At 44.3% G+C, this 22,732-nt stretch carries 24 protein-coding genes and 2 tRNA genes; 12 read left to right on the top strand and 14 right to left on the bottom strand.

Going from position 1 to position 22,732, the window contains the following annotated elements; all coding sequences use genetic code 11:
* Positions 1 to 106: 106 nt before the first annotated feature.
* Both BT112_RS14800 and BT112_RS14805 read left to right on the top strand, forming a co-directional pair.
* Complete coding sequence (locus tag BT112_RS14800; RefSeq protein WP_072318165.1) at positions 107 to 1,051, top strand: SPFH domain-containing protein; 945 nt, start codon at positions 107 to 109, stop codon at positions 1,049 to 1,051.
* Positions 1,052 to 1,231: 180 nt separating this feature from the next.
* Positions 1,232 to 1,690 (top strand): GNAT family N-acetyltransferase, encoded by a 459-nt coding sequence (locus tag BT112_RS14805; protein WP_072318166.1) that lies wholly within the window; start codon positions 1,232 to 1,234, stop codon positions 1,688 to 1,690.
* Between the two features lie 24 nt (positions 1,691 to 1,714).
* Here the strand turns inward: BT112_RS14805 and BT112_RS14810 are convergent, their stop codons facing one another.
* Positions 1,715 to 3,400: a glutamine--tRNA ligase/YqeY domain fusion protein gene (locus tag BT112_RS14810; RefSeq protein ID WP_072318167.1), complete on the bottom strand. Its 1,686-nt coding sequence runs from the start codon at positions 3,398 to 3,400 to the stop codon at positions 1,715 to 1,717.
* Between the two features lie 142 nt (positions 3,401 to 3,542).
* Between BT112_RS14810 and folB the strand changes: the two genes are divergently transcribed.
* Positions 3,543 to 3,926, top strand: a complete 384-nt coding sequence (gene folB / locus BT112_RS14815; protein WP_072318168.1) for a dihydroneopterin aldolase — start codon at positions 3,543 to 3,545, stop codon at positions 3,924 to 3,926.
* A gap of 77 nt (positions 3,927 to 4,003) precedes the next feature.
* Positions 4,004 to 4,074, top strand: a tRNA-Cys gene (locus BT112_RS14820).
* Positions 4,075 to 4,332: 258 nt separating this feature from the next.
* Here the strand turns inward: BT112_RS14820 and BT112_RS14825 are convergent.
* The 3 genes from BT112_RS14825 to rnr all read right to left on the bottom strand — a co-directional run bounded on the left by BT112_RS14825 (position 4,333) and on the right by rnr (position 7,963).
* A complete protein-coding gene (locus tag BT112_RS14825; protein ID WP_072318169.1) occupies positions 4,333 to 5,016 on the bottom strand; it encodes a LysE family translocator in 684 nt (227 codons plus the stop codon).
* 7 nt (positions 5,017 to 5,023) lie between these two features.
* On the bottom strand, positions 5,024 to 5,698 hold the full coding sequence (locus BT112_RS14830; RefSeq protein ID WP_072318170.1) for a head GIN domain-containing protein: 675 nt from the start codon (positions 5,696 to 5,698) through the stop codon (positions 5,024 to 5,026).
* Positions 5,699 to 5,767: 69 nt separating this feature from the next.
* Entirely contained in the window at positions 5,768 to 7,963 is a 2,196-nt protein-coding gene (gene rnr / locus BT112_RS14835; protein WP_072318171.1) for a ribonuclease R, read from the bottom strand.
* Positions 7,964 to 8,102: 139 nt separating this feature from the next.
* On the opposite strand from rnr, the gene BT112_RS21885 reads away from it, so the two are divergent.
* From BT112_RS21885 to BT112_RS14850, 4 genes are all read left to right on the top strand, one after another.
* The gene (locus tag BT112_RS21885) at positions 8,103 to 8,264 is read left to right on the top strand and encodes a hypothetical protein (RefSeq protein WP_175545801.1); all 162 of its coding nucleotides are present in this window, start codon (positions 8,103 to 8,105) and stop codon (positions 8,262 to 8,264) included.
* A 90-nt stretch (positions 8,265 to 8,354) separates the two neighbouring features.
* Positions 8,355 to 8,597 carry a putative signal transducing protein gene (locus tag BT112_RS14840; RefSeq protein ID WP_072318172.1) on the top strand — a complete coding sequence of 81 codons (243 nt, stop codon included), beginning with the start codon at positions 8,355 to 8,357 and terminating at the stop codon, positions 8,595 to 8,597.
* Between the two features lie 786 nt (positions 8,598 to 9,383).
* Positions 9,384 to 9,818 carry a ribose 5-phosphate isomerase B gene (gene rpiB, locus BT112_RS14845; protein ID WP_072318173.1) on the top strand — a complete coding sequence of 145 codons (435 nt, stop codon included), beginning with the start codon at positions 9,384 to 9,386 and terminating at the stop codon, positions 9,816 to 9,818.
* A gap of 85 nt (positions 9,819 to 9,903) precedes the next feature.
* A complete protein-coding gene (locus BT112_RS14850; protein ID WP_072318174.1) occupies positions 9,904 to 10,347 on the top strand; it encodes a GNAT family N-acetyltransferase in 444 nt (147 codons plus the stop codon).
* Positions 10,348 to 10,371: 24 nt separating this feature from the next.
* Here BT112_RS14850 and mtgA read toward each other — a convergent pair whose 3' ends face one another.
* The 8 genes from mtgA to BT112_RS14890 form a co-directional block, all read right to left on the bottom strand.
* A complete protein-coding gene (mtgA, locus tag BT112_RS14855; RefSeq protein ID WP_072318175.1) occupies positions 10,372 to 11,055 on the bottom strand; it encodes a monofunctional biosynthetic peptidoglycan transglycosylase in 684 nt (227 codons plus the stop codon).
* A gap of 1 nt (position 11,056) precedes the next feature.
* On the bottom strand, positions 11,057 to 12,175 hold the full coding sequence (locus tag BT112_RS14860; protein WP_072318176.1) for an NAD(P)/FAD-dependent oxidoreductase: 1,119 nt from the start codon (positions 12,173 to 12,175) through the stop codon (positions 11,057 to 11,059).
* Positions 12,176 to 12,340: 165 nt separating this feature from the next.
* On the bottom strand, positions 12,341 to 12,520 hold the full coding sequence (locus BT112_RS14865; RefSeq protein ID WP_072318177.1) for a hypothetical protein: 180 nt from the start codon (positions 12,518 to 12,520) through the stop codon (positions 12,341 to 12,343).
* A 72-nt stretch (positions 12,521 to 12,592) separates the two neighbouring features.
* A complete protein-coding gene (gene lepA, locus BT112_RS14870) occupies positions 12,593 to 14,389 on the bottom strand; it encodes a translation elongation factor 4 (protein ID WP_072318178.1) in 1,797 nt (598 codons plus the stop codon).
* Between the two features lie 536 nt (positions 14,390 to 14,925).
* A complete protein-coding gene (locus BT112_RS14875; protein ID WP_072318179.1) occupies positions 14,926 to 16,359 on the bottom strand; it encodes a sulfatase family protein in 1,434 nt (477 codons plus the stop codon).
* Between the two features lie 142 nt (positions 16,360 to 16,501).
* Positions 16,502 to 16,705 carry a hypothetical protein gene (locus BT112_RS14880; protein WP_072318180.1) on the bottom strand — a complete coding sequence of 68 codons (204 nt, stop codon included), beginning with the start codon at positions 16,703 to 16,705 and terminating at the stop codon, positions 16,502 to 16,504.
* Positions 16,706 to 16,731: 26 nt separating this feature from the next.
* A complete protein-coding gene (locus tag BT112_RS14885; protein ID WP_072318181.1) occupies positions 16,732 to 18,117 on the bottom strand; it encodes a radical SAM protein in 1,386 nt (461 codons plus the stop codon).
* On the bottom strand, positions 18,089 to 18,853 hold the full coding sequence (locus BT112_RS14890) for a prolipoprotein diacylglyceryl transferase family protein (RefSeq protein WP_245777049.1): 765 nt from the start codon (positions 18,851 to 18,853) through the stop codon (positions 18,089 to 18,091). Before BT112_RS14890 ends, BT112_RS14885 begins: the two co-directional genes overlap by 29 nt.
* A gap of 100 nt (positions 18,854 to 18,953) precedes the next feature.
* Between BT112_RS14890 and dusB the strand changes: the two genes are divergently transcribed.
* A complete protein-coding gene (gene dusB, locus BT112_RS14895; protein WP_072318182.1) occupies positions 18,954 to 19,946 on the top strand; it encodes a tRNA dihydrouridine synthase DusB in 993 nt (330 codons plus the stop codon).
* An 82-nt stretch (positions 19,947 to 20,028) separates the two neighbouring features.
* Here the strand turns inward: dusB and BT112_RS14900 are convergent, their stop codons facing one another.
* Both BT112_RS14900 and rbfA read right to left on the bottom strand, forming a co-directional pair.
* Positions 20,029 to 21,237, bottom strand: coding sequence for an ABC transporter permease (locus BT112_RS14900; protein WP_072318183.1), 1,209 nt, complete (start codon positions 21,235 to 21,237; stop codon positions 20,029 to 20,031).
* A gap of 74 nt (positions 21,238 to 21,311) precedes the next feature.
* Positions 21,312 to 21,704, bottom strand: a complete 393-nt coding sequence (gene rbfA, locus BT112_RS14905; RefSeq protein WP_072318184.1) for a 30S ribosome-binding factor RbfA — start codon at positions 21,702 to 21,704, stop codon at positions 21,312 to 21,314.
* A gap of 108 nt (positions 21,705 to 21,812) precedes the next feature.
* Between rbfA and mce the strand changes: the two genes are divergently transcribed.
* From mce to BT112_RS21505, 3 genes are all read left to right on the top strand, one after another.
* On the top strand, positions 21,813 to 22,256 hold the full coding sequence (gene mce, locus BT112_RS14910) for a methylmalonyl-CoA epimerase (RefSeq protein WP_072318185.1): 444 nt from the start codon (positions 21,813 to 21,815) through the stop codon (positions 22,254 to 22,256).
* 60 nt (positions 22,257 to 22,316) lie between these two features.
* A tRNA-Ile gene (locus BT112_RS14915) sits at positions 22,317 to 22,390 on the top strand.
* 75 nt (positions 22,391 to 22,465) lie between these two features.
* On the top strand, positions 22,466 to 22,732 hold a 267-nt coding region (locus tag BT112_RS21505), incomplete at its 3' end, for a transposase (RefSeq protein WP_139276232.1).

Consider the following 22,732-nt stretch of genomic DNA (forward strand, 5'->3'; position numbering starts at 1 on the left):
TAACTTTATACCATCATCATCAAAAAATCAACCTCATAGTTTTATGTAAGCTATGAGGTTTTTTTATGTATATTGACAAATAATTAATCTATTAAAAATTACTCCTATGAGTTTTATTTTGTATCCGGTAATATTCTTTGCCATTATCATTTTTATTTCTGCTTTTTTTGTGGTAAAACAACAAACAGCAGTGATCGTGGAACGTTTCGGACGTTTCGAAAGCATCCGCCATTCGGGCTTACAACTCAAAATTCCTTTGGTAGACCGCATTTCCGGAAGGGTGAGCCTTAAAATACAGCAACTCGATGTTATTGTGGAAACCAAAACGCTCGATGACGTATTCGTAAAACTCAAAGTGTCGGTACAATATGTGGTTATCCGTGACAAGGTCTATGAGGCCTTTTACAAACTGGAATACCCGCATGACCAGATCACCAGCTATGTATTTGATGTGGTACGGGCCGAGGTACCGAAAATGAAACTGGACGATGTCTTTGTCAAGAAAGACGATATCGCTATTGCGGTTAAGGGCGAATTGCAGGATGCCATGCTCGAATACGGTTATGATATTATAAAAACCCTGGTTACGGATATCGATCCGGATGCACAGGTGAAATCGGCCATGAACCGTATCAATGCCGCAGAACGCGAGAAGATAGCGGCTCAGTTCGACGGCGATGCGGAACGCATCCGTATTGTTGAAAAAGCAAAAGCAGAAGCAGAAAGCAAGCGTCTACAGGGACAGGGTATTGCCGATCAGCGAAGGGAAATTGCCAGGGGTCTCGAAGAATCCGTAGAAGTCCTGAACCGGGTAGGTATCAATTCGCAGGAAGCTTCCGCCCTGATCGTGGTTACACAACATTACGACACGCTGCAATCTATCGGAGAAGAAACCAACAGCAACCTGATATTGTTACCGAATTCACCACAGGCCGGAACAGACATGCTCAACAATATGGTAGCCGCATTTGCTACCAGTAACCAGATCGGTGAAGCCATGAAAAAGAGTTCTAAGACCAAAGGAAAGTCCGACAATGGTGATACCCGCTAATTTCGGATAAAAACTAAAATAAAGCCTTTTAAGGCCATTTTAAAGTGCCGGATATAACGTTCATCGGATCAAAAACGATCTTCTTTTAAACCGGAATAATGAGGGTCGTTTTTGATTGCCGAACATAATACACTACGCTCTATATATAGTTTTTCTCAATAATAATTATTTACAATCAGGATGATCAAAACCATAGATTCATCAAATATCCCTACCTCCGAAGAAAATTCCTTTTTTGTCTCGACGGACAAATCGCTCCTGGATATTGATCTCATCACGGACTTTCTTCGCAACAAATCGTATTGGGCTAAAGGAAGGAACCGGGAAATCGTAGAACGCTCCATTGCCCATTCCATGTGCTTTGGTGTATATACGGAAAAGGGCCAACAGGCCGGATTTGCCCGGGTGGTTACCGATTATGCCGTATTCGGCTGGATTATGGATGTATTTGTAGTGCCGGAATACCGGAAGAACGGTCTCGGAAAACTACTGCTCAAAAATCTCATGGAACATCCCGAACTGAAGAGTATAGAAAAATGGGGACTAAAAACTCTTGATGCCCACTTGTTATACAAAAAGTTCGGATTCCGTAATACCACGCAATCCGAACTTATTATGGAAAAAATAGGCGCTTTGTAAACGCTTCTGTTTTTTACCGCTGTCTCAATCCTTTTCCTGAATTTTCGCCCAGGTATCCCGTAAACCTACTGTCTTGTTGAATACCGGCTTATCGGCCGAAGATTCCTTATCTACACAGAAATATCCGAGTCTCTGAAACTGGTATCGCTCTTCGGGAGCGGCATCTTTCAGTGATGGTTCCAGATACCCCCTGGTAACGTGCAGGGAATCGGGATTGATAAAATCCATAAAATCCTTGTCTTTATGACCATCGGGTTCCGGATCGGTAAACAAACGGTCATAGATGCGTACTTCGGCTTCTATGGCATGAGGTACGGATACCCAGTGCAGCGTTCCTTTTACCTTACGCATACTTTCTTCTGTTCCGCTACCACTCTTACTAAGTTCGTCATACGTACAAAGGATCTCCGTGATATTTCCTTCCTGATCTTTGACGCAGTCTTCGGCCTTGATGATATACGCGTTTTTCAACCGCACTTCACCTCCGAGTTTGAGGCGGAAAAATTTGCGGTTGGCTTCTTCCCTGAAGTCTTCCCTTTCGATATATATTTCTCTTGAAAACGGTACCTTGCGAAATCCGGCAGCTTCGTCTTCCGGGTTATTTTCCGCATCGAGCCATTCTTCCTGTCCCTCCGGATAGTTGGTGATAATTACTTTTACCGGATCAAGTACGGCCATCACCCGTGGTGCTTTCTTATTGAGATCCTCGCGAATACAGAACTCCAGCAAGGAAACGTCCACGAGATTTTCCCGTTTTGCTATTCCTACGGTGTTGGCAAAATTCCGAATGGAATCCGCCGTATATCCCCTTCTTCGCAATCCGGAGATGGTAGGCATTCTCGGATCGTCCCAGCCACTGACAACACCCTCTTCCACAAGTTTGAGAAGCTTTCGCTTGCTCACTATGGTATGGCTCAGGTTACGCCGGGCAAATTCACGCTGTTTCGGCTTAACTTTCTCCCTGTCATATACATTATCCAGAAACCATTCATACAACTCCCTGTGCATGGCAAATTCGAGCGTACAGAACGAATGCGATACCTGTTCTATATAATCGCTTTCTCCGTGCGTCCAGTCGTACATAGGATAAATGGGCCAGTCATTCCCGGTCCGGTGATGGCTGCGATGCAGTATACGGTACATAATGGGATCGCGCATGAGCATGTTGGATGAAGCCATGTCGATCTTTGCCCGTAACACATGCTCTCCCGAACGGAATTCCCCTTTTCGCATACGTTCGAAAAGGTCGAGGTTCTCTGCTACGGAGCGATTGCGATAAGGGCTGTCTTCTCCTGCCCTTGTCGGGGTTCCTTTCTGTGCTGCTATAGCTTCGGAAGCCTGACTGTCTACATAAGCCTTTCCTTTCTTTATAAGCGCTACCGCCCAATCGTATAACTGCTGGAAATAATCGGAAGCATAGCATTCCCTGTCCCATTCATATCCGAGCCATTCCACATCTTTTTTGATGGCATCTACATATTCCTGCTCTTCCTTTTCCGGGTTTGTATCGTCAAAACGAAGGTTTACGGGCGCCTTATATTCTTCTCCCAATCCGAAGTTAAGACAAATGGAACTGGCATGACCGATATGAAGATACCCGTTGGGTTCCGGCGGAAAACGGAATCTGAGATCTTTCTTCGGGAAGCCCTTCCTGATATCTTCTTCTATGATATGCTCTAAAAAATTGAGCGACTTTTCTTTTTCCGACATGATAATTGCGGTTCTTTTACTGCAAAAATACGTCAAGTTTTGAAACCTGACAGGGGGTACGTCCCAAAATGTACAGTCCTCCTCTCCATATCCTTTTGCGTTTGCGGGGAATAGCCTTATTTTTGCCTTTTTAAAGGAAACCATGGGAATTATAAAATTACACAATATCCGGGCCTATGCTTACCACGGATGCCTGGTCGAAGAAGGAAAAATAGGCAGCGACTATCGCGTGGATGTAGCCGTAAAAGCCAATCTGCAACCTTCTGCAGATTCGGATCACCTGGCAGACACGGTAGATTATGTACATATCAATCGTATTGTCAAGGAAGAAATGGCTATCCGTTCCAAGTTACTCGAACATGTAGCCAGGCGTATCCTCGATCGCATTTTCGACGAAATAGCCATCACCGAAGAAGCTACCGTAGAGGTATCCAAAATCAATCCGCCCATAGGTGGTAATGTCGAAATGGTGACCATTTCCATGACCCTCGAAAGAAGCCGGCACAGGATACAAAAGGAATTGTAATGGCTATACGGGGAATTCCCCCGAAGAATGTATTTGATTTAAAAAATAAATTAGTAGATTTGCCGTCCATAAAGTATGGCACCGTGGCCGAGTGGCTAGGCAGAGGTCTGCAAAACCTTGTACAGCGGTTCGAATCCGCTCGGTGCCTCTGCAAAAAACGTCTGAAAAATTTCAGACGTTTTTTTATTGGGTTACCCAATCAAATTAATTCTTTTTGAGGCATTTCACCTATAACGTATCTTTACGAAAAACTGTGGGACAAACGCTGAATTTCAGCCTTATGATATGAGCAGATACACGTCCTGCCCGGCATAACTTTAAACAGGTTTCCGAAAACATACGACGGTCCGTACGGAGTTCCCGGCATCCTCCGGGAAAGATGATTTCCTGGCATCCCGGTAACCCGTTATTTATTTCGGATATCCTCTATGGCCTCCTTGATTTTTTCCTTCTCCTGCGGGAAAACTCCCTGTATGATCAGGGCCAATCCAAAAACCATCAGAACTATACTGATAACGCGCTTTACTTTATAAATACGCCGTGGTGTCAGTTTTCCCTTGAGTTGTTTGGCCAGTACTATTTTTATACCGTCTACCACGAGATAGGTAATGATGATGGATGCAAAAAAAGTAATGATCCTGTCCGGTTCCATATCCAGCTTCGGCCCGAAAACAATGATAATTCCCAACCAGAAACCGAGTACTCCTATATTGATAAAATTGAGAAGAAAACCCTTTATGTACAACGCCATGTAATTTTTTTTCGGGATGACGAAATCTTCCAGGTTATCTTCATTTCTTTTAAAATCTCTACGGATTTTCAAATACGAAATCACTCCGTAACACAGCAGTAATACACCTCCGAAAATAAAAAGTGCAGGATCGTCCTTGAGTTTTTCCAGGATCTGATTGGTACTGAAATAAGCTACGAGAATAAAGACGACATCACTGGTCACTACACCGAGATCGAATACGACCCCGGCCCTGATCCCTTTGATAGCACTGGTTTCCAGAAGTACAAAGAAGACAGGCCCTATGGTAAAAGCAAGTAATATTCCCCACGGAATAGCAGCCAGTATATCCTGCATCACGTCCGGTTTATTGTTCTAATATTTTTCCGCCCAGGAAAGTCTGTTTATCTATAACTTTAGGATTTCCGAATATTTTTATGGTACCACCGGCCTTTACTTTGGCCTCTACGTATTCGGAAGCATTGACATCGGCACTTCCGCCAGCATTGACATTGACGGTTGTTTGTTCGGTATCCAGCGATTTTCCGTCAAACTGTCCGCCCGTATTGATCTTCACTTCCTGATTTTTAGCCTTTCCTTTGACTTCTATTATTCCTCCTGTTACCGCTCTGGTCTTTAATTTCTCCACAGCAATATCTATATCGATCTCTCCGCCTTCCTGTGCCCTCAATTCGAGGTTGATCTGTTGGAAAGTCTCCGGAGAGGATATAAAGGCGTTTTCATTGACATCGATAAGGCTGAGCTTCTGGTTGTAGTGTATCTCTACGAAAGTCTTGTGCCCGCTGAATGCTTTTTTCAGTTGCATCCTCACCTTTAGAATACCGTTGTTGTTAACAATACTCACTTCGGAAGCATCCTCACCCGATATAATTACCTTGTTTTCCGAAGAAGGAATGAGTTGTGCCGAAATACCGTCAAATACTTTGACCTCATCGAATTTTCCGGTCTCTTTGGTTATATTTTCCTGTGCGATTCCTGTAATGGTCGTTAAAAGAAACAACGCAAAAAATATCCTTTTCATAAGTCTGTTTTTTTTTGATGAATACAAAATTACGAATTATCCGGGGCAATAATTATTCCAAAGGTATCGCTATTCTTCGGCTTTTCCCAGTAAATCGAAGTCCAGATGTCGTTTCACGAGATCGGTGTTCTTCACCCTGACCATTACTTCATCGCCGAGCTGGTACATATTCTTGGTGACTTCACCGACGAGCGCGTATTGTTTTTCATCGAATACGTAGTAGTCGTCCTTGATATCCCTGGTACGGATCATGCCTTCGCATTTGTTCTCTACGATCTCCACGTAGATCCCCCACTCGGTAACACCCGAAATTACACCGAGAAACTCTTCGTCCTTATGGTCCTGCATAAACTTGATCTGCATGTACTTGATGGAATCCCGCTCGGCATTCACAGCAAGACTCTCCATACTCGAAGAATGTCTGCAACGCTCTTCGTACTCTTCCTGCTTGGCCGATTCGCCGGCGTCCAGGTAATGTTGCAACAACCGGTGTACCATAACATCCGGATACCTCCGTATAGGCGATGTAAAGTGCGTGTAGTAATCAAATGCAAGTCCGTAGTGCCCTATGTTCTGGGTGGTATATTCGGCCTTGCTCATCGTGCGTATGGTAAGGGTATCTACCAGGTTCTGTTCTTTCTTTCCCTGTACTTCGGCCAGTAAACCATTCAAAGAGCTCGTAATGGTCTTTTTGCTCTTCATGTTGATCGTATATCCGAATTTGGAAATAACGCCCTGTAATTGCATTAATTTATCTTCATTGGGTTCGTCATGTACCCGATAGACGAACGTCTTCTCCGGTTTTTTCTTTCCTACGAACTCCGCTACCTTACGATTGGCCAGCAACATAAATTCCTCGATCAGTTTGTTGGAATCCCGGGCTTCCTTAAAATAAACGCCGGTAGGTACATTATCTTCATCGAGATTAAACTTCACTTCGACCTTATCAAACGAAATCGCTCCGTGAAGCATTCTCCTGGAGCGCATCACCTTAGCAAGTTTGTCGAGCGTAATAACGGCATCGGCAACTTCTTTTTCCACGGTATAAGCTTCTCCGGTAAGGGATACTTCCGCTGGAATTTCGTTACCTCCGGTATCCAGTATAGCCTGGGCTTCTTCATAAGCAAATCTTCTGTCGGAATAGGTCACGGTACGGCCAAACCACTGTTGGAGTACCTCGGCCTTATCGTTCATCTCGAAAACTGCCGAAAATGTATATTTTTCTTCATGAGGTCGCAACGAACAGGCATTGTTGGACAGGATTTCAGGTAGCATAGGTACCACTCTGTCCACCAGATATACGGAAGTAGCCCGGTTATAGGCTTCTTCGTCGAGCAGGGTGCCGGGAACAACGTAGTGCGATACATCGGCAATGTGAATACCTATTTCGTAATGTCCGTTTTCCAGCATACGGAACGACAGGGCATCGTCAAAATCCTTGGCATCCCGGGGATCTATGGTAAATGTCAGAATATCCCGCATATCGCGGCGTTTTGCGATCTCCTCTTCGGTAATAGACGTATCGAGCTGATTAGCATAGTGTTCCACTTCGGGTGGAAAGGTATAAGGCAAGCCATATTCGGCCAGGATAGCGTGGATCTCCGTATCGTGGTCACCGGGTTTTCCGAACACCTGAGAAATCTCACCATAAGGCGAATCGGCCTTTTCCGGCCAGTCCGTGATCTCTACCAGAACCTTATCACCGTTTTCTGCTCCGTTGATCTTGTTTTTCGGGACAAAAATATCGGTGTGCATACGAAAATCGGTAGGTATAACAAATGCAAAATTTTTCTGCATCTGCACGATCCCTACAAAGGCACTTTTCTTACGGGAAATAATAGTGGTAATCTCCCCTTCTATCTTTTTGCTGCGCCTTCCGCGATTGGGGAAGACATAGACTTCCACTTCGTCACCGTGCAGCGCTTTGCCGAGCATGTTGGAAGGTATAAAAACATCCTGATCCAGTTCTTCGCAGATCACATAACCATTGCCCCTGCTGGTCATATCCAAGACACCTTTGTAATAATTACGCGAAGGAATCGCCTTGTATTTTCCTCTTTCGGTCTCTTCTACAGATTTTTTTTCCTTGAGTTGTACCAGTTTTTTGATCAGAAGGTTTCTTCCGCTGGCGTCGGTTATTCCGAGTTTGGAAGCAATTTGTTTATAGTTAAAAGATTCGTTAGGATTCTTTTCCAGTACAGAAAAAATGCCTTTTGTTATTTCATTTTTTTTATGCTTTTCTGCACGCTTTTTCTTTCTTGACATAAAATCGTTTCTATTAAAGTTGAAAAGTACAAATAATAATTGGAGTAGTTCACCGGTAAGGATAAGTTAAATTTTTATTAAAAAGAGTGTAACATTTCCTGTGTATCATCGTCTTATATTTCAAAAGACCACAGTACTCTTGAAAAAAGTTTATAACATAACCGCTGTTTTTATGCTTATCCTCATCACGGGAATACTTTGTTTTGTAAAATACATCGATTATTCCCTGGACCAGAAAGAGGATAAAAGAGAAGTACGTACTGCGACCAGGACAGCGGCAGTCTACGCCAAAATATTTTAGCAAATATCCGTCTATTTTTTTAATTTTATAGCAATTAGCGTATAATATTCATCGGGCGTATGTCCCATGGTTTTAACTAAAATCTTTTTCATGAAAGATTCCGTTGTAGTGGCTACTTTCACCTATCCTCACGAATATACCGTATTACGGCATATTCTCGAAGAGGAAGGTATCTCTCATGTCTTCGAGAATGAAACCATGATCAACCTTACTCCCTTCTATTCCAATGCCCTGGGAGGTATCAGGCTTAAAGTACATCGCGAAGATGCCGAAAAGGTCCTCGCCATTATCAAGGACCTGGACGATAACAGATCGTTTATGCGTATCGTCTGATTCTATCCTCAGGGGCACCGCATGTGTTGATAACCTCCGTATTTCACAGAGAATTCCGCCTTTCTTTTCAACACGCTATTGCTTAAATCATTTATTTTCAAAGACCTGCTTTTTTATTACTACGCCACTAACAAACAAAATTCCGCCCTTGCCTCTGTCTCTTTATCTTTACCTCTGGTATCGCATCGTATTTGCTATCTCTCCCGTTCCTTTTATACTGTATATCCCCTTATCATCGTATCCTTTTTCCAAAAGAAGTTAACAACAGATATAATAACTATTATTAATTCTTTTTTTAAAAAAACTTTTTGATGGTGTTATTATGGTCTGTTAACTTGTAGTGTAAATTTTCGAAGGAAAACTTGACTTTGGTGTTTATTAAAAATTATACCCGGTAATTAACAATTTATGCAGGTTCTAAAGCTTTAATTTTTACTGCAAAAGGGGATGTAGTTAACAGTTGTCAACAATTGTAAACACTAGTCTTTTTTTAATAATTTGCCCTGTTAATAAGTGTTGATAACTACGATCGGAATATTAATAAACAGCGAAGAAAATTTAAAAGAAATGATTTGCTTTCTACGGAAAGAAAACCATATTGCAATATAATCCGATATATGCAAATTATTTTGTGAGATAATAATCTATAAATATCAACATGGTTTGTTAAGTTATAATAAACTGTAAATTAAATAATTATAAAATCGAATTAACAAGGCTGTTTATATCGTTAAAAAAGGCTTATTTAGTACCTTTGTATGCTTCTAATACATAAACCTATATACGATGAACATATCCATTGGTAACGACCATGCGGGCACGGAATACAAATTTGCGATAAAGGAACTCCTCGAAGGTATGGGGATTACGGTAACAAATCACGGAACGGATGTCAGTTCCAGTGTAGACTATCCGGATTTTGTTCATCCTGTAGCTGATGATGTGGAAAAAGGTATGGTGGATTTCGGTATTATAATATGTGGCAGTGGTAACGGTGCTTCGATGACTGCCAACAAACACCAGGGTATCCGTGCTGCTTTGTGCTGGACCAAAGAGATCACCGAGCTGGCCAGGGAGCACAACAATGCGAACATACTGAGTATTCCCGCACGTTTTGTGTCGTTACCCCAGGCGCTGGATATGGTAAAAACATTCCTGAATACGGAATTCGAAGGCGGAAGACACCAGAACAGAATCGACAAGATCCCGGTATGTTCTTAATTTGACCTGTCTATTGGATATTAAAGAATAGTAACACAATATAAAAAGTTCTCTTCGGGGAACTTTTTTCGTATGAACACGGATTATGCTTTCCATATCGGTAAAATATTTTGACGACCTCAGCCTGGACGAATTGTATGCCATATTACAACTTCGTGCACAGGTTTTTATAGTAGAACAGGATTGTGTATACCAGGATATCGACGGCAAGGACTCCCGTGCCTTACATCTCATCGGTAAAAAGGATAATGAGGTGGTTGCCTATACCCGTTTATTTCCCGGTGGGGTGTATTTTAAAGAAGCCAGTATCGGGCGTGTGGTTGTAGGGCCGGAAGAGCGACAATACGGTTACGGACATGATATTCTCAAAGCTTCGATCGAAGCTATTGCGGCTCATTTTAAAGAACAGGCCATAAAGATATCGGCTCAGCAGTACCTGGTGCGGTTTTACGAAAAACACGGTTTTGTCAAAGTCGGGGAAGGCTACCTGGAAGATGGTATTCCGCATGTTGCCATGATACGGGAATAATGCGGAGAATTATATGGAATTGTTTTATTTCAGTTCCAATTTTCCGTAATATCCCATTTGTCGGGTAATCCAGTTGATCCTGTTCTGTATATAGGCCGATGCGGGATGAGCTGTCATTTTTCTTGGGTTGGGTAGTATGGCAGCGATTGCCGCAGCCTGTGTCTTACTGAGATTTTCGGCAGGAGTATTAAACCAGAAGATCGCCGCTGCTTCCGCACCGTAAATACCGTCTCCCATTTCTATAGAATTGAGGTAAACTTCCAGGATGCGCTCTTTACTCCAGAAAAGCTCTATGAGGAAGGTAAAATATGTTTCCAGGCCTTTTCTCAGCCAGCTTCTCGAAGGCCACAGAAAAACATTCTTGGCGGTTTGTTGACTTATAGTACTGCCACCTCGTATGCGCTTTCCTTTCTGGTTATTTTCATAGGCTTTTTCGATGGCTTCGATATCAAAGCCGTTATGTTCTGTAAAATTCTGGTCTTCGCTACATATTACGGCGAGTTGCAGGTTCCTGGATATCTGGTCTATAGCGACCCAGTCGTGTTCCATGACTATGTTTTTTCCGTCCTGTTTCTGTTCGAAACTGCGGATGAGCATTAGCGGGGTCAGGTAAACGGGGCACCACTTCAGAACGAGGACCACGAAAACAGAAGCAATAACAAACCAGCATATGCATTTTACGATAAATTTTACTACTTTACCTATCATTTTATTCCCTGTTTAAAGCGGCGAGCTGATTTCCTGTCCACGTACCTATGGAAATACCGATTCCCCCCAGCCGTATACCACAGTACACATTATCGGACAGTGCTCTGATTATGGGTATTTTTTGCTTTCCCATACCCATAATACCACTCCACCGGTGTGCTGTTTCGAAGGGAATACCGGGCAAAATAACGGTTTTCAACAATTGGTCCAGACGGTTTTGTATCCGGTCGGTCTCGCCGAATTCCATGGTGGTTTCCTGATCGGGATCGAGATTTCTTCCGCCGCCGAGCAATATCCTGTCACCGACATTGCGAAAGTAGTAATACCCTTTGTCGAGGTGAAAGGTGCCTTTGATATGCAGGTTTTTAATGGGGCTGGTAATAAGAACCTGTGCCCGTGCAGGTACGATATCTTCTTTGAAAAGGCGTGAAGAAAAACCGTTGGTGGCCAGAAACAGCTTTCGGGTGACCAGGTCGAAATTACGGGTTTGTAGCTGTACGCTATCGCCGAGATCTTCGAATGCTTCCACTTCGGTACAGGGAAGTATCAGAATATCGTTTTCCATACATTTTCTGAGCAGTGCCTGCATCATTTTACCTGTATTGATCTGCCCTTCGAAGGGTGTGAAAATATATTGTTTTCCCGTGTTTTCAAATCCGAAGATATTATCTTTTAGCGCATAGACATCGGTACCGAAGACCGGGCGGAGCATGGTATTGATACGTGTGAGGTTGTCTTTGCAACGCTCAAAGAAAGCAGGATTATCTTCGGGGAATACTTCCTGTCCGCCAAACTGGTAGTATTCCATGTTTTTATCACCGATGTTCTTACGGAGCATTTGCAGGCCGTTCCAGCGCTTTTCGACGAGAGAAACCATATCGTCTTCGGAAGTATGATTGAGATCGTCCAGAAGTTCCGAAATGCTTCCGAAACTGGCGAATCCGGCATTTTTAGTACTTGCACCCTGTGGCATGGTCCCCCTTTCGAGAATTCGTATTCGGGATTCCGGATATTTTTTGCGGAGTGCAAGGGCACAGTTCAGCCCGGTAATACCGCTTCCTATAATGGTGTAATCAATATCGGAAAGCCACTCCGATTTTTCCCAGTAGGAATATTGCATATCGAGTTGTTATTAGGGTATTATTAATGTTGTTGTCCGTACCTGCAGCAATAACATTTGAGGTTTGCCGCCGGATATCCACGGGAGAGTTCAAGGTAATAAAATTCAAAGGAATAATACGCCTGGCTTACCGAAAGAAGTGTATGGTTACGGAAGCAGCAGGTATTAACGGGATCTTTTGGGCATCAGTGCAAGGGTAAGTCCCACCCCTGTTCCGGTGATGGTACCCAGAATAAAATCGAGCCACAGAATCTCTTCTCCTGTTGCCGTATGATAGACCGTAGAAGCGATAATACCGAACATGAAGATGATGATCCCGGATATTTTAAGAAACCTGTATTTCATTACATAGTAATGTTTTATCCTATTAAATTACAAAATAAAAAAGATAATTAAAAATGAAATACAGGTATTATTTTAATCGTTGAGTTTAAGTACGGCCATAAATGCCTGCTGAGGGATTTCTACGTTACCCACCTGGCGCATACGTTTCTTACCCTTTTTCTGCTTTTCAAGCAGTTTTCGTTTACGGGAAATATCTCCTCCGTAACATTTGGCTGTTACGTCTTTTCTCAGGGCTTTTATGGTTTCTCTGGAGATGATCTTGGCGCCTATGGCGGCCTGTATCGGGATATCAAATTGCTGACGCGGAATGAGTTCTTTGAGCTTTTCGCACATCTTTTTACCGATGTTGTATGCGTTGTCGGCATGAATCAATGCAGAAAGCGCATCGACAGATTGTGCGTTGAGCAGGATATCTACCTTAACCAGTTTGGACGCACGCATTCCTATAGGCGAATAATCGAATGAAGCATATCCCTTGGAAACGGTTTTCAACCTGTCGTAAAAGTCAAACACGATTTCCGCCAGCGGAATATCGAAGTTGAGCTCTACCCGCTCCGGGGTGAGATAGGTCTGATTGGTAATTTGTCCCCTCTTGTCAATACAAAGACTCATTACCGGTCCGACGAAATCGGATTTGGTAATGATGGTTGCCTTGATATACGGTTCCTCTACCCTGTCCATTGACGACGGATCGGGAAGATCGGAAGGGTTGTTGACGATGATCGGGGTATCCGGTTCTTTTTTGCTGTAAGCGAGGTACGATACGTTGGGTACGGTCGTAATTACCGTCATATCAAATTCTCTTTCCAGACGTTCCTGGATGATCTCCATGTGGAGCATACCGAGAAATCCACAACGGAAGCCGAACCCGAGTGCAGCCGAACTCTCTGGGGTAAATACCAGTGAAGCATCGTTGAGCTGAAGCTTTTCCATAGAAGCCCGCAGTTCTTCGTAATCTTCGGTATCTACCGGGTAAATACCGGCAAAGACCATTGGTTTTACGTTCTCAAAACCGGCAATCATATTTTTGGTAGGAGTTTTGGCATCGGTAATGGTATCCCCCACTTTGACCTCGCGGGCTTCTTTGATGCCGGAAATCAGATAACCTACATCTCCTGTTTTAATAACATTTTTAGGAACCTGGCTGAGTTTGAGCGTACCGATCTCGTCGGCGTAGTATTCTTTCCCGGTGGCCATGAACTTTATTTTCTGCCCTTTGGTAATCTCACCGTTGACTACACGGAAGATCACTTCAATACCACGGAAAGGGTTGTATACCGAATCGAAGATCATAGCCTGAAGGGGTTCTTCCGGGTTTCCTTTGGGCGGTGGAATTTTTTCGATAATGGCTTCGAGTATTTTATCAACCCCGAGTCCCGTTTTTCCACTGGCAGGGATTACTTCTTCCGGATCGCATCCGAGGAGGTCTACGATATCGTCGGTAACTTCTTCGGGATTGGCACTCGGAAGGTCTATTTTGTTTAGTACCGGAATGATTTCCAGGTCGTTTTCCAAAGCCAGGTAAAGGTTGGAAATCGTTTGGGCCTGTATACTCTGGGCGGCATCGACAATGAGAAGTGCGCCTTCGCAGGCCGCAATGGAACGCGATACTTCATAAGAGAAATCCACGTGCCCGGGCGTATCGATAAGATTCAGGATATAGGTTTCGCCTTTGTGAACATATTCCATCTGGATGGCGTGGGATTTAATGGTAATACCCCGCTCCCGCTCCAGGTCCATATTGTCGAGTAACTGATCTTGCTTTTCCCTCTCCGTAACCGATCCGGTGTGGTCCAGCAGCCTGTCGGCCAGGGTACTTTTACCGTGGTCAATATGGGCGATAATACAAAAATTCCGGATGTGCTTCATTGCAAACGTTATACGTCCTTAATTACCGGGCTGACCTCCGGTATTTCGGGACAGGTTCAATTTGCAAATATAATTTTATTTTTGTGTATTTCGGATTTTATTAACGATGCTTTCCGGGCCGTGAGAGGGGGATGGAGTTTTATTGGTTCTGTAGTTCTTAGTTGGTAGTTTTTTAGTTATTAGGTTAACATGAATAATGGATAAGATGAAATATAAAGTATTGATAAACAGGTAATTTATTCGTGATGATTTGGGGGTTTCCCGGAGCCGTAACGGAAAAGCGTCTCCCGATAATATCGGGAGACGATCTTAATATTTTTAAAACTGTTGAAATGAGATTATGGATACATATCATAAACAGTATTCACGTTAGGTTGGGTTATTCAGTTGTTACGGCATGATTTTAATCCGATAAGCGTTCATAGGTCTATTTTTTTTCTATGACCCTAATAACGGAGGAACTCATTAACTTTGAATATTGTATTTCTCAGGTAATCATTTACCACCCAATTCCGAACCTCCCGACTACGCACACATCACTTCGATCTTCCGGGTTCCCGGTTTTCCTTGCCTTTGATGTCAAGGAGATTGTCTCCGAGTTCCTGTCGTTTGGCATCGGCCAGTTTTGTGATTTTATCAACAATATCCGGGTGCAGGGCAGCTACGTTTTTCGTTTCGGAAGAGTCGGTTTCCAGGTTGTATAGTTCCGGTTCTTTGACATCTACATATCGGTAATCCCCGGGTTGTCCTCCTGCGCCCTGCTCCTGTCCTTCCATGGTACGGTAATTATGAGGAAAATAGAGTTTCCAGTGCCCGTACCTGACGGCGTGGAGCTCATTTACTTTATAATAGAAATAATAAGCGTCATGCGGATTTTTATCGGTATCCCCGGTAAAAATATCCCATACGTCTTTTCCGTCGATTTTATGATCGGGCACGCGGGCACCTGTCAGTGCAGCTATCGTAGGAAAAAGATCAATGGCCATGACCGGTGTACTTATGGTTTTATTTTCGGGTAATTTACCGGGAAACCTTGCAATAAAGGGTTCGCGTTGTCCTCCTTCCCAGGATGTGCCCTTGCCTTCGCGAAAAGGATATGCCGATCCTGCATGGTCTCCGTAAGACAGCCACGGACCATTGTCGGAGGTAAAGACAACGAGGGTATTGTCGTCCAGTCCCTGTTCCCGGAGCGTGCGCAATATTTCTCCGACAGACCAGTCGATTTCCATGATCACATCGCCATACAGTCCCCTCTCCGATTTTCCTTTGAATTTATCCGAAACAAACAAAGGTACATGGGGTTGCGGATGGGCCACGTAAAGAAAAAACGGTTTTTCGCGGTTGTTTGTGATAAAGTTCACCGCTTTTTCGGTGATACGGGTAGTCAGCATGGATTGGTCGTTGAGGGTATCTATAACATTTTGGTTTTCGTATAACGGCAGCGGATCGAAATGGAATACACTGCCCTGCTGCGGATGATTGGGCCACATGTCATTGGAAAACGGAATACCGAAAAAATCATCGAATCCCTGATTGTTTGGCATAAAAAGAGGATCGTCCCCGAGGTGCCATTTACCGTAAACAGCGGTAGCATACCCCTTGTCTTTGAGCATTTCCGCCAGGGTAACCTCTTCGGGATTCAAGCCTATCGGGGAGTGTGGCATCAGAGCGTTGTGAATACCGATACGGTTAGGATAACACCCGGTAAGTAAGGCTGCTCTCGAAGCCGAACAAACCGGCTGGGCGGCATAGAATGAAGTGAGTTTTATACCCTCTTTCGCCATCTGGTCGAGATTGGGTGTAAGAATATCCGGGGAACCGAAACAACCTACATCTTCATAACCCTGGTCATCGGTAAAAATAATGATAACATTGGGTGGTGCAGAAGTTGTCTTTTTATGCTTTTCTCTATTTGTGCACGATAACAAAATTAAAAACAACAGGATAAGAGGAGGTGTAGCTTTTGACATAATTTGTTCTGGTTTTGGTTATGGAACGGGCAAGTAAAGGATTATTCGGGAATAATCCGAAAAATTACCGGATAATTTAATCGTTGCGGCACATGTTATAACCTTGTTACATGGGGGATATTATTTTCTTAGGTGTACTATATTATGAGGCGAGCAGTGATCCGCATATCCCCAGGCCTATCAGCAGGTAAACCCCACCGAGAATAAACAGTATCTTGGCGGCTTTGCGATATTTCTGGAACATGGCCAGACCGATGATAAAAAGAATGATCGGCGGCCCGAGCATGAGGCTGAAAAGAAATACAACGACTCCTGTAAAATCCATATTTGCACTCTCAAAAATCATTTTTTTCCATTTTAATTAGTTATTTTTCAACCGATAAGGTTGTCCAGAATTTTTCGTTTGTCATCCCTGTAAAACAGGTTCATGGTTTCGAAGGGGATGATTTTATAATCTTTGTTCACAATATGGACGCAGGATTTTTTAACGGCCCTTACATCAAAATTATAAGCGTCTATAAACTGCATGATAATAACCCGGAACAGATTATCGTATCCGAGGTCGGGTGCATCGATCTGTGGAAGGCAACACATGATGGACTGCAGGTTTTCTTCGGCACAGGTTACGGAGTTTCCCGTGCTGAACAATGCTATCATTTTGCCGTGCAGGGCTTCGTCCTGCTCATAAACAATGGTGTTCTTGCTGTTGTCCAGCAGGTCTGCCGGGTTGATATACCGGGTCAGAGGAAATACTTCTCCGCCGAGTTTCAGGGCATATCCCATTACGAGGGCATCGGGATTGCAGGGAACGGGAATGAGGTCGTCTTCGTTGAATACGGGAGATTGTTCCAGTATTTTCCGGCGTACTTCCGTGAGGGTAATACGGTCCGTATCGGTATTGAAACCTTCCAGTCTTCCGGCGATCTGCGTAGGCTGAAAAGTGACGCCACGGACGCACCGCTGTTGTAATCCGAAATCGATTATTTTTCCTATTTCATGATCATTCAACCCTTTTTGCAAGGTGACCACAAGGGTGGTGGACAGGTTAAGGATGTTGAGATGATCCAGGGCTTTCTGCCTGATCTCCCGGAGATCTGCCCCCCGCATTTCGCGGAGTACGTGGTCGTCGAACGAATCGAACTGCAGGTAGATTTCAAAATCCGGACTGTAGGTTTTGAGACGTTTGGCAAATTCGAAATCTTTGGCGATCCTGATCCCATTGGTATTGATCATGAGGTGCCTTATGGGTAAGGTTTTGGCATAATCCAGAATATCAAAGAACTGCGGGTGAATGGTAGGTTCTCCCCCGCTGATCTGGACGACATCGGGCTCCTTTTCATTGGCCACGACAGCATCGAGCATGTTACGGATCTCTTCAAGTGTCCGGTGTCTGCCGTAATGCGGGGAAGATCCGGCATAGCAGGTAGGACAGGTGAGATTGCAACGATCGGTAACCTCGACAATAGTCAGGCAGGAATGTTGTTCATGATCGGGGCACAGACCGCAGTCGTAAGGACATCCGTAATGCGTTTTGGTATTGAAAGTATAGGGCATTTCGGAAGGTTTGTTGTAATTGCGGATATTCTTGTAATAGGCGATATCATCTGCAATGCGCACTTTGGAGGCTCCGTGTTCGGGGCATCGTTTGAGCATATATACCATGTCGTCCTCGAAGACGATCTTGGCATCGACCCTTTTCAGGCACTCCGGGCAAAGGCTCAGTGTAAAATCATAATAAGTGTACTTTCTTTCCGGCATAATGCAGTAGTTGAAAAACAGTTTTATAATAGTATAGTATACACACCAGGCATAGCCACTGAATGGTACTCAGACCGGCAACGAAAAACACATTGGGTTTCAGGAATTCGATACCGAAACGGAACGAAAAATAGGAGATCATAAATATCCTGAAAACCGTACCGTCCGGCAGGTCTCTGGCACTGATGTGCTTTTTTAAGACAAAAAATAAAAATAATAAAAATATCAGTTCGTACAGCGCCAGGGGATGTCTCGGTATCTGGTCGCCGAGGTCCATGGCCAGAAAGAAATCTGTGCTTTTACCGTAGGTGAACTCATTAATTCCGCTGAGCAAGCACCCGATCCGGCCTGTAAAGATCCCGGCGATAATGGGTAATGTAAACAGATCGCCGGAAGATGATTTCTCTCCGATAATCTTTTTGCAAAGCTCTACGCCAAGCAGGCCCCCGAAGAGTCCGCCCATAATGGTTTTTGTATTAAGGAGCACGAGGATATTTTGGGGCGATAGCTGTAGGGAGGGATTTTCCAGGATGCCCACGATCCGCGATCCGAGAAAGGCCCCTACGGTAGCCCCTATGATTATGGAAAGCCGGTTGGATGTCGAAATCGTGTCTTTCTGATTTTTGCGGAGATAGAGATAATACCGGAAACCGATAAAGAAAGCCAGGTATTCCAGGATGAGGTGTATGTTGACGCGATAGCCGAAAATATAAGGCTCAAAGGGTATCTGCAGCAAGGATCAGGCTTTTTGAGGGGTAAAGATAGGACATCCGGTGCTTGTAAATCTGCATTTTAGTATAAATAGTTTAATTTTGCAACAAAATCAATGTAGTAGAATGGCTAAGATCGGTAACATAGAATTGGGTGCGTTCCCGCTTTTGCTGGCTCCTATGGAAGACGTGAGTGATCCTCCGTTCCGGGCGCTTTGCAAGGAACAGGGGGCCGATGTGGTGTATACGGAATTTATTTCGTCCGAAGGGCTTATACGCGATGCAGCCAAAAGTATGCAGAAACTCGACATTTATGAAAAGGAACGTCCGGTAGGTATTCAGATCTTCGGTGCGGAGTTGGATTCCATGTTACAGGCGGTTGATATCGTCGAACAATCCAACCCGGATATCATAGATATTAATTTTGGCTGCCCCGTAAAAAAGGTGGTGTGCAAAAATGCCGGAGCGGGAATACTGCGCGATATTCCGTTGATGGTAAAACTCACGGAAGAGATCGTGAAGCGTACCAAACTTCCGGTTACGGTAAAGACACGCCTCGGATGGGACAATGCGTCGATAAAGATCGTCGAAGTCGCGGAACGGCTTCAGGATGTGGGCATACAGGCAATATCGATACACGGAAGGACCCGCGTACAGATGTACAAAGGTGAAGCGGACTGGAAGCCTATTGCAGAAGTCAAGAACAATTCCAGAATGCATATCCCGGTTTTTGGGAATGGCGATGTGGACAGTCCGGAAAAAGCTGTGGAAATGCGCGATACATTTGGACTGGATGGTGCCATGATAGGACGGGCAAGTATCGGGTATCCGTGGTTCTTTAAGGAAGTAAAACACTTTTTCGAAACCGGAAGACACGCTGCCCCGCCGACGATGGAGGAAAGGGTGGATGCAGCCCGGAGACACCTGAGTATGGCTATTGACTGGAAAGGGGATAAGCTGGGCGTTTTTGAAACCAGGAGGCACTATACGAACTATTTCAAAGGGATACCTCACTTCAAGGAATACCGGCAGAAAATGGTAACTTCAGACGATGCCGCGGACGTCTTTGCGGCTTTTGATGAAGTGCTGGAAAAGTTCGGAGATTATCAGTTTGTTTGATCGTACGGCGAACAACAGTTTGTGTACTGATTTCCGGATTTGAGCATTTTCGGCATGTGTCTTGTGGGTGTCTCACAACGTATCAGCCCTGCTCCATAATGAGTTTTTCGGAGATCCTTCCGGAAGCGATCCTGGAAGCGATAAGTCCGAGTACGGCAATAGTCCCGAAAACTATACCTATGTTAGCAAGGTGAATTTCTACAGGATAGGGTAATGTAGGAGTAATGAGAAGCCACCCCAGGATCATTTGAGACCAGGTGAGGAGCAGTCCGAGGGCAATCCCGATGACACCGCCGACCAGGGTTACCATAAGCCCCTGCACGAAGAAAATATGCCGAAGCTGCCGTACGGTAGCGCCCATACTGAACAGGGTATTTAAGTTTTTGCGTTTGTCCAGGATCATCATGATAATAGCCCCGACTACGTTGAACAGGGCGATGACAAGCACCAGGGTAAATATGAGATACGTAGCCATATTTTCCGTATTGAGCATGCGGTACAGGGCATCATTCTGTTCTACCCGGTCTTTGATCTGTATTCCATTCGGGAACACTTCGGCAATGTGTTCTTTAGCCTTTGCCACATCGGCTCCCGTAACGAGCTTTACATTAATACCGGTGAGTTCTTCGGGAGTTTTGTGAAGTATCCGCTGAACGGTAGCCAGGTCTGCAAATACGTATTTTTTGTCCAGGTCTTCCGTCACTGCATATACCCCCGAAACCGTCACCGCCACTTCGTTATAAGGTGTAGAACCGGAGGTAATGCTCCCTTTCCCCGGTTTTGGGACGAGGATGCGCAACGGATTCATATAATCGTTCAGTGCCAGGCCGAGCAGACTTGCCGTACCGATTCCTGTGACGACTTCATTCAGTTCCCTGTCGAACCAATTACCATAGTACAGGATGCTGTCGGTTTGTACGACGTGTGTATATGTCGTATCGACTCCCTTAATGAGGGCCACGTGATTTTTATGCTGATGGGTGAGCAGTACCTGTTCTTCTATTTCCCGGGAAAAATAAGCGATCTCCGGAATGTTACGAAGCTGTTCGTGCGCTTCGTGGGTAAATTCCATAAACTTCCCGCCGTCACTCATGATTTTGAGGTCCGGATCAAAAGAATTGCTGAAAGACAGCGTAAAGGTTTTAAGTCCGGAAAAGCCCGAAAGCACGATAAACAGGGCAGCAGCCCCTATAACCACCACCAGGAAGGTCACCAGGTTTATAATATTCACCGCATTCTGGCTACTTTTGGAGACCAGGTATCGTTTGGCTATGTAGGTAGGAAAATGCACGTTCTGTCTTTTGCACTGTTTTCGTAAAATACGGATTTGTCCTTAGAAAAACGCCGAAAACACATGATGCGTATTTACGACTTTTTTCTTTTGTCCAGGATATCCGGATTCTCGATAGGATTTTCGGAACCTTTCAGGGATTTTTCGATTTTATCGATGTATTCGAGCGAATCATCCACATAAAAGTCCAGTTCCGGAACCCTGCGAAGCTGATTTTTGGTACGTCTGGCCAGTTCGTGCTTTATTTGAGCTTTACTTTTCTGTACGCCTGCTATAAGCTCTGCCGCTTTGTCATTCGGAAAAATACTGAGGTAGACTTTTGCTATGGAAAGGTCTACGGTTACGGCAACTTTGGTTACGGAGATCAGCACACCGTGCAGGCCTCCGTCTGTGGCAGCGCGTTGTAAAATATCGGCCAGGTCGCGCTGAATTACCCCTGCTATCTTTTTCTGTCTGTTACTCTCCATACTGCAAAAATAGGAAATACCGGGAAGTGATAGACAATCGCAGGCATAAATCGTTACATATTCAGTAAATTACAGGGTGATCGTTATATTTGTGTAAACGCAAAGGACATGAAAAAAATAGAACATATCGGCATCGCCGTCCGTAATATGGATACCGCCAACACCTTGTACACCAAACTGCTGGGGGTGGAGCCATATAAAACGGAAACGGTGGAAAGCGAAAAGGTAAAAACGTCTTTTTTCCGGGTGGGAGAGAGCAAGATCGAACTGCTCGAAGCGACAGATCCGGATAGTGCGATACATAAGTTTATCGAAAAACGGGGAGAGGGTATACACCATATTGCTTTTGATGTAGATGATATCAAAATGGAGATCGAAAGACTACAGGCAGAAGGGTTTACAATACTGAATCCGGAACCCAAACAGGGCGCTGACGGTAAACTGGTGGCTTTCCTGCATCCCAAGGGAACTCATGGAGTATTGGTAGAACTCTGTCAGGATACGGGAGACGGGCGTTCCGCAGCGGATAGGGGAAAAAATGAAGTAATATAAAAACCGTAAAAAGTTTGCAGCAAATCAAAATATGTAGTAATATTGCATCCGCAAAATGCGGGTCCTATAGCTCAGCTGGTTAGAGCACCTGACTCATAATCAGGGGGTCCATGGTTCGAGCCCATGTGGGACCACCTTTAAAAATCGAGGTTGTCTAAAAAGGCAGCCTCTTTTTTTTGTTATAAGGTTTTGTGTTTGTAACTTTAAGCATGAGCCGAAAAGTCACCTGGAAGATCTACGACCAAGGGCAGTTGAGCCTGCTTCCGCCCAGTTATGATGACCTAGTTCCTCAGAACCATCCTGTACGTATTGTCAACACGATTTTGGACTCGGTAGACTTGAGCAACCTGGAAAAGACCTATCGTGGAGGCGGTACATCGAGCTATCATCCCAAAGTATTGCTAAAAATTTTAGTGTATGCCTATTTGCGCAACCTGTATTCTTCGCGTAAAATAGAGCAGGCCCTACATGAAAAC

The organism is Sinomicrobium oceani (assembly GCF_900119185.1).
Classification (GTDB): Bacteria; Bacteroidota; Bacteroidia; order Flavobacteriales; family Flavobacteriaceae; genus Sinomicrobium; species Sinomicrobium oceani.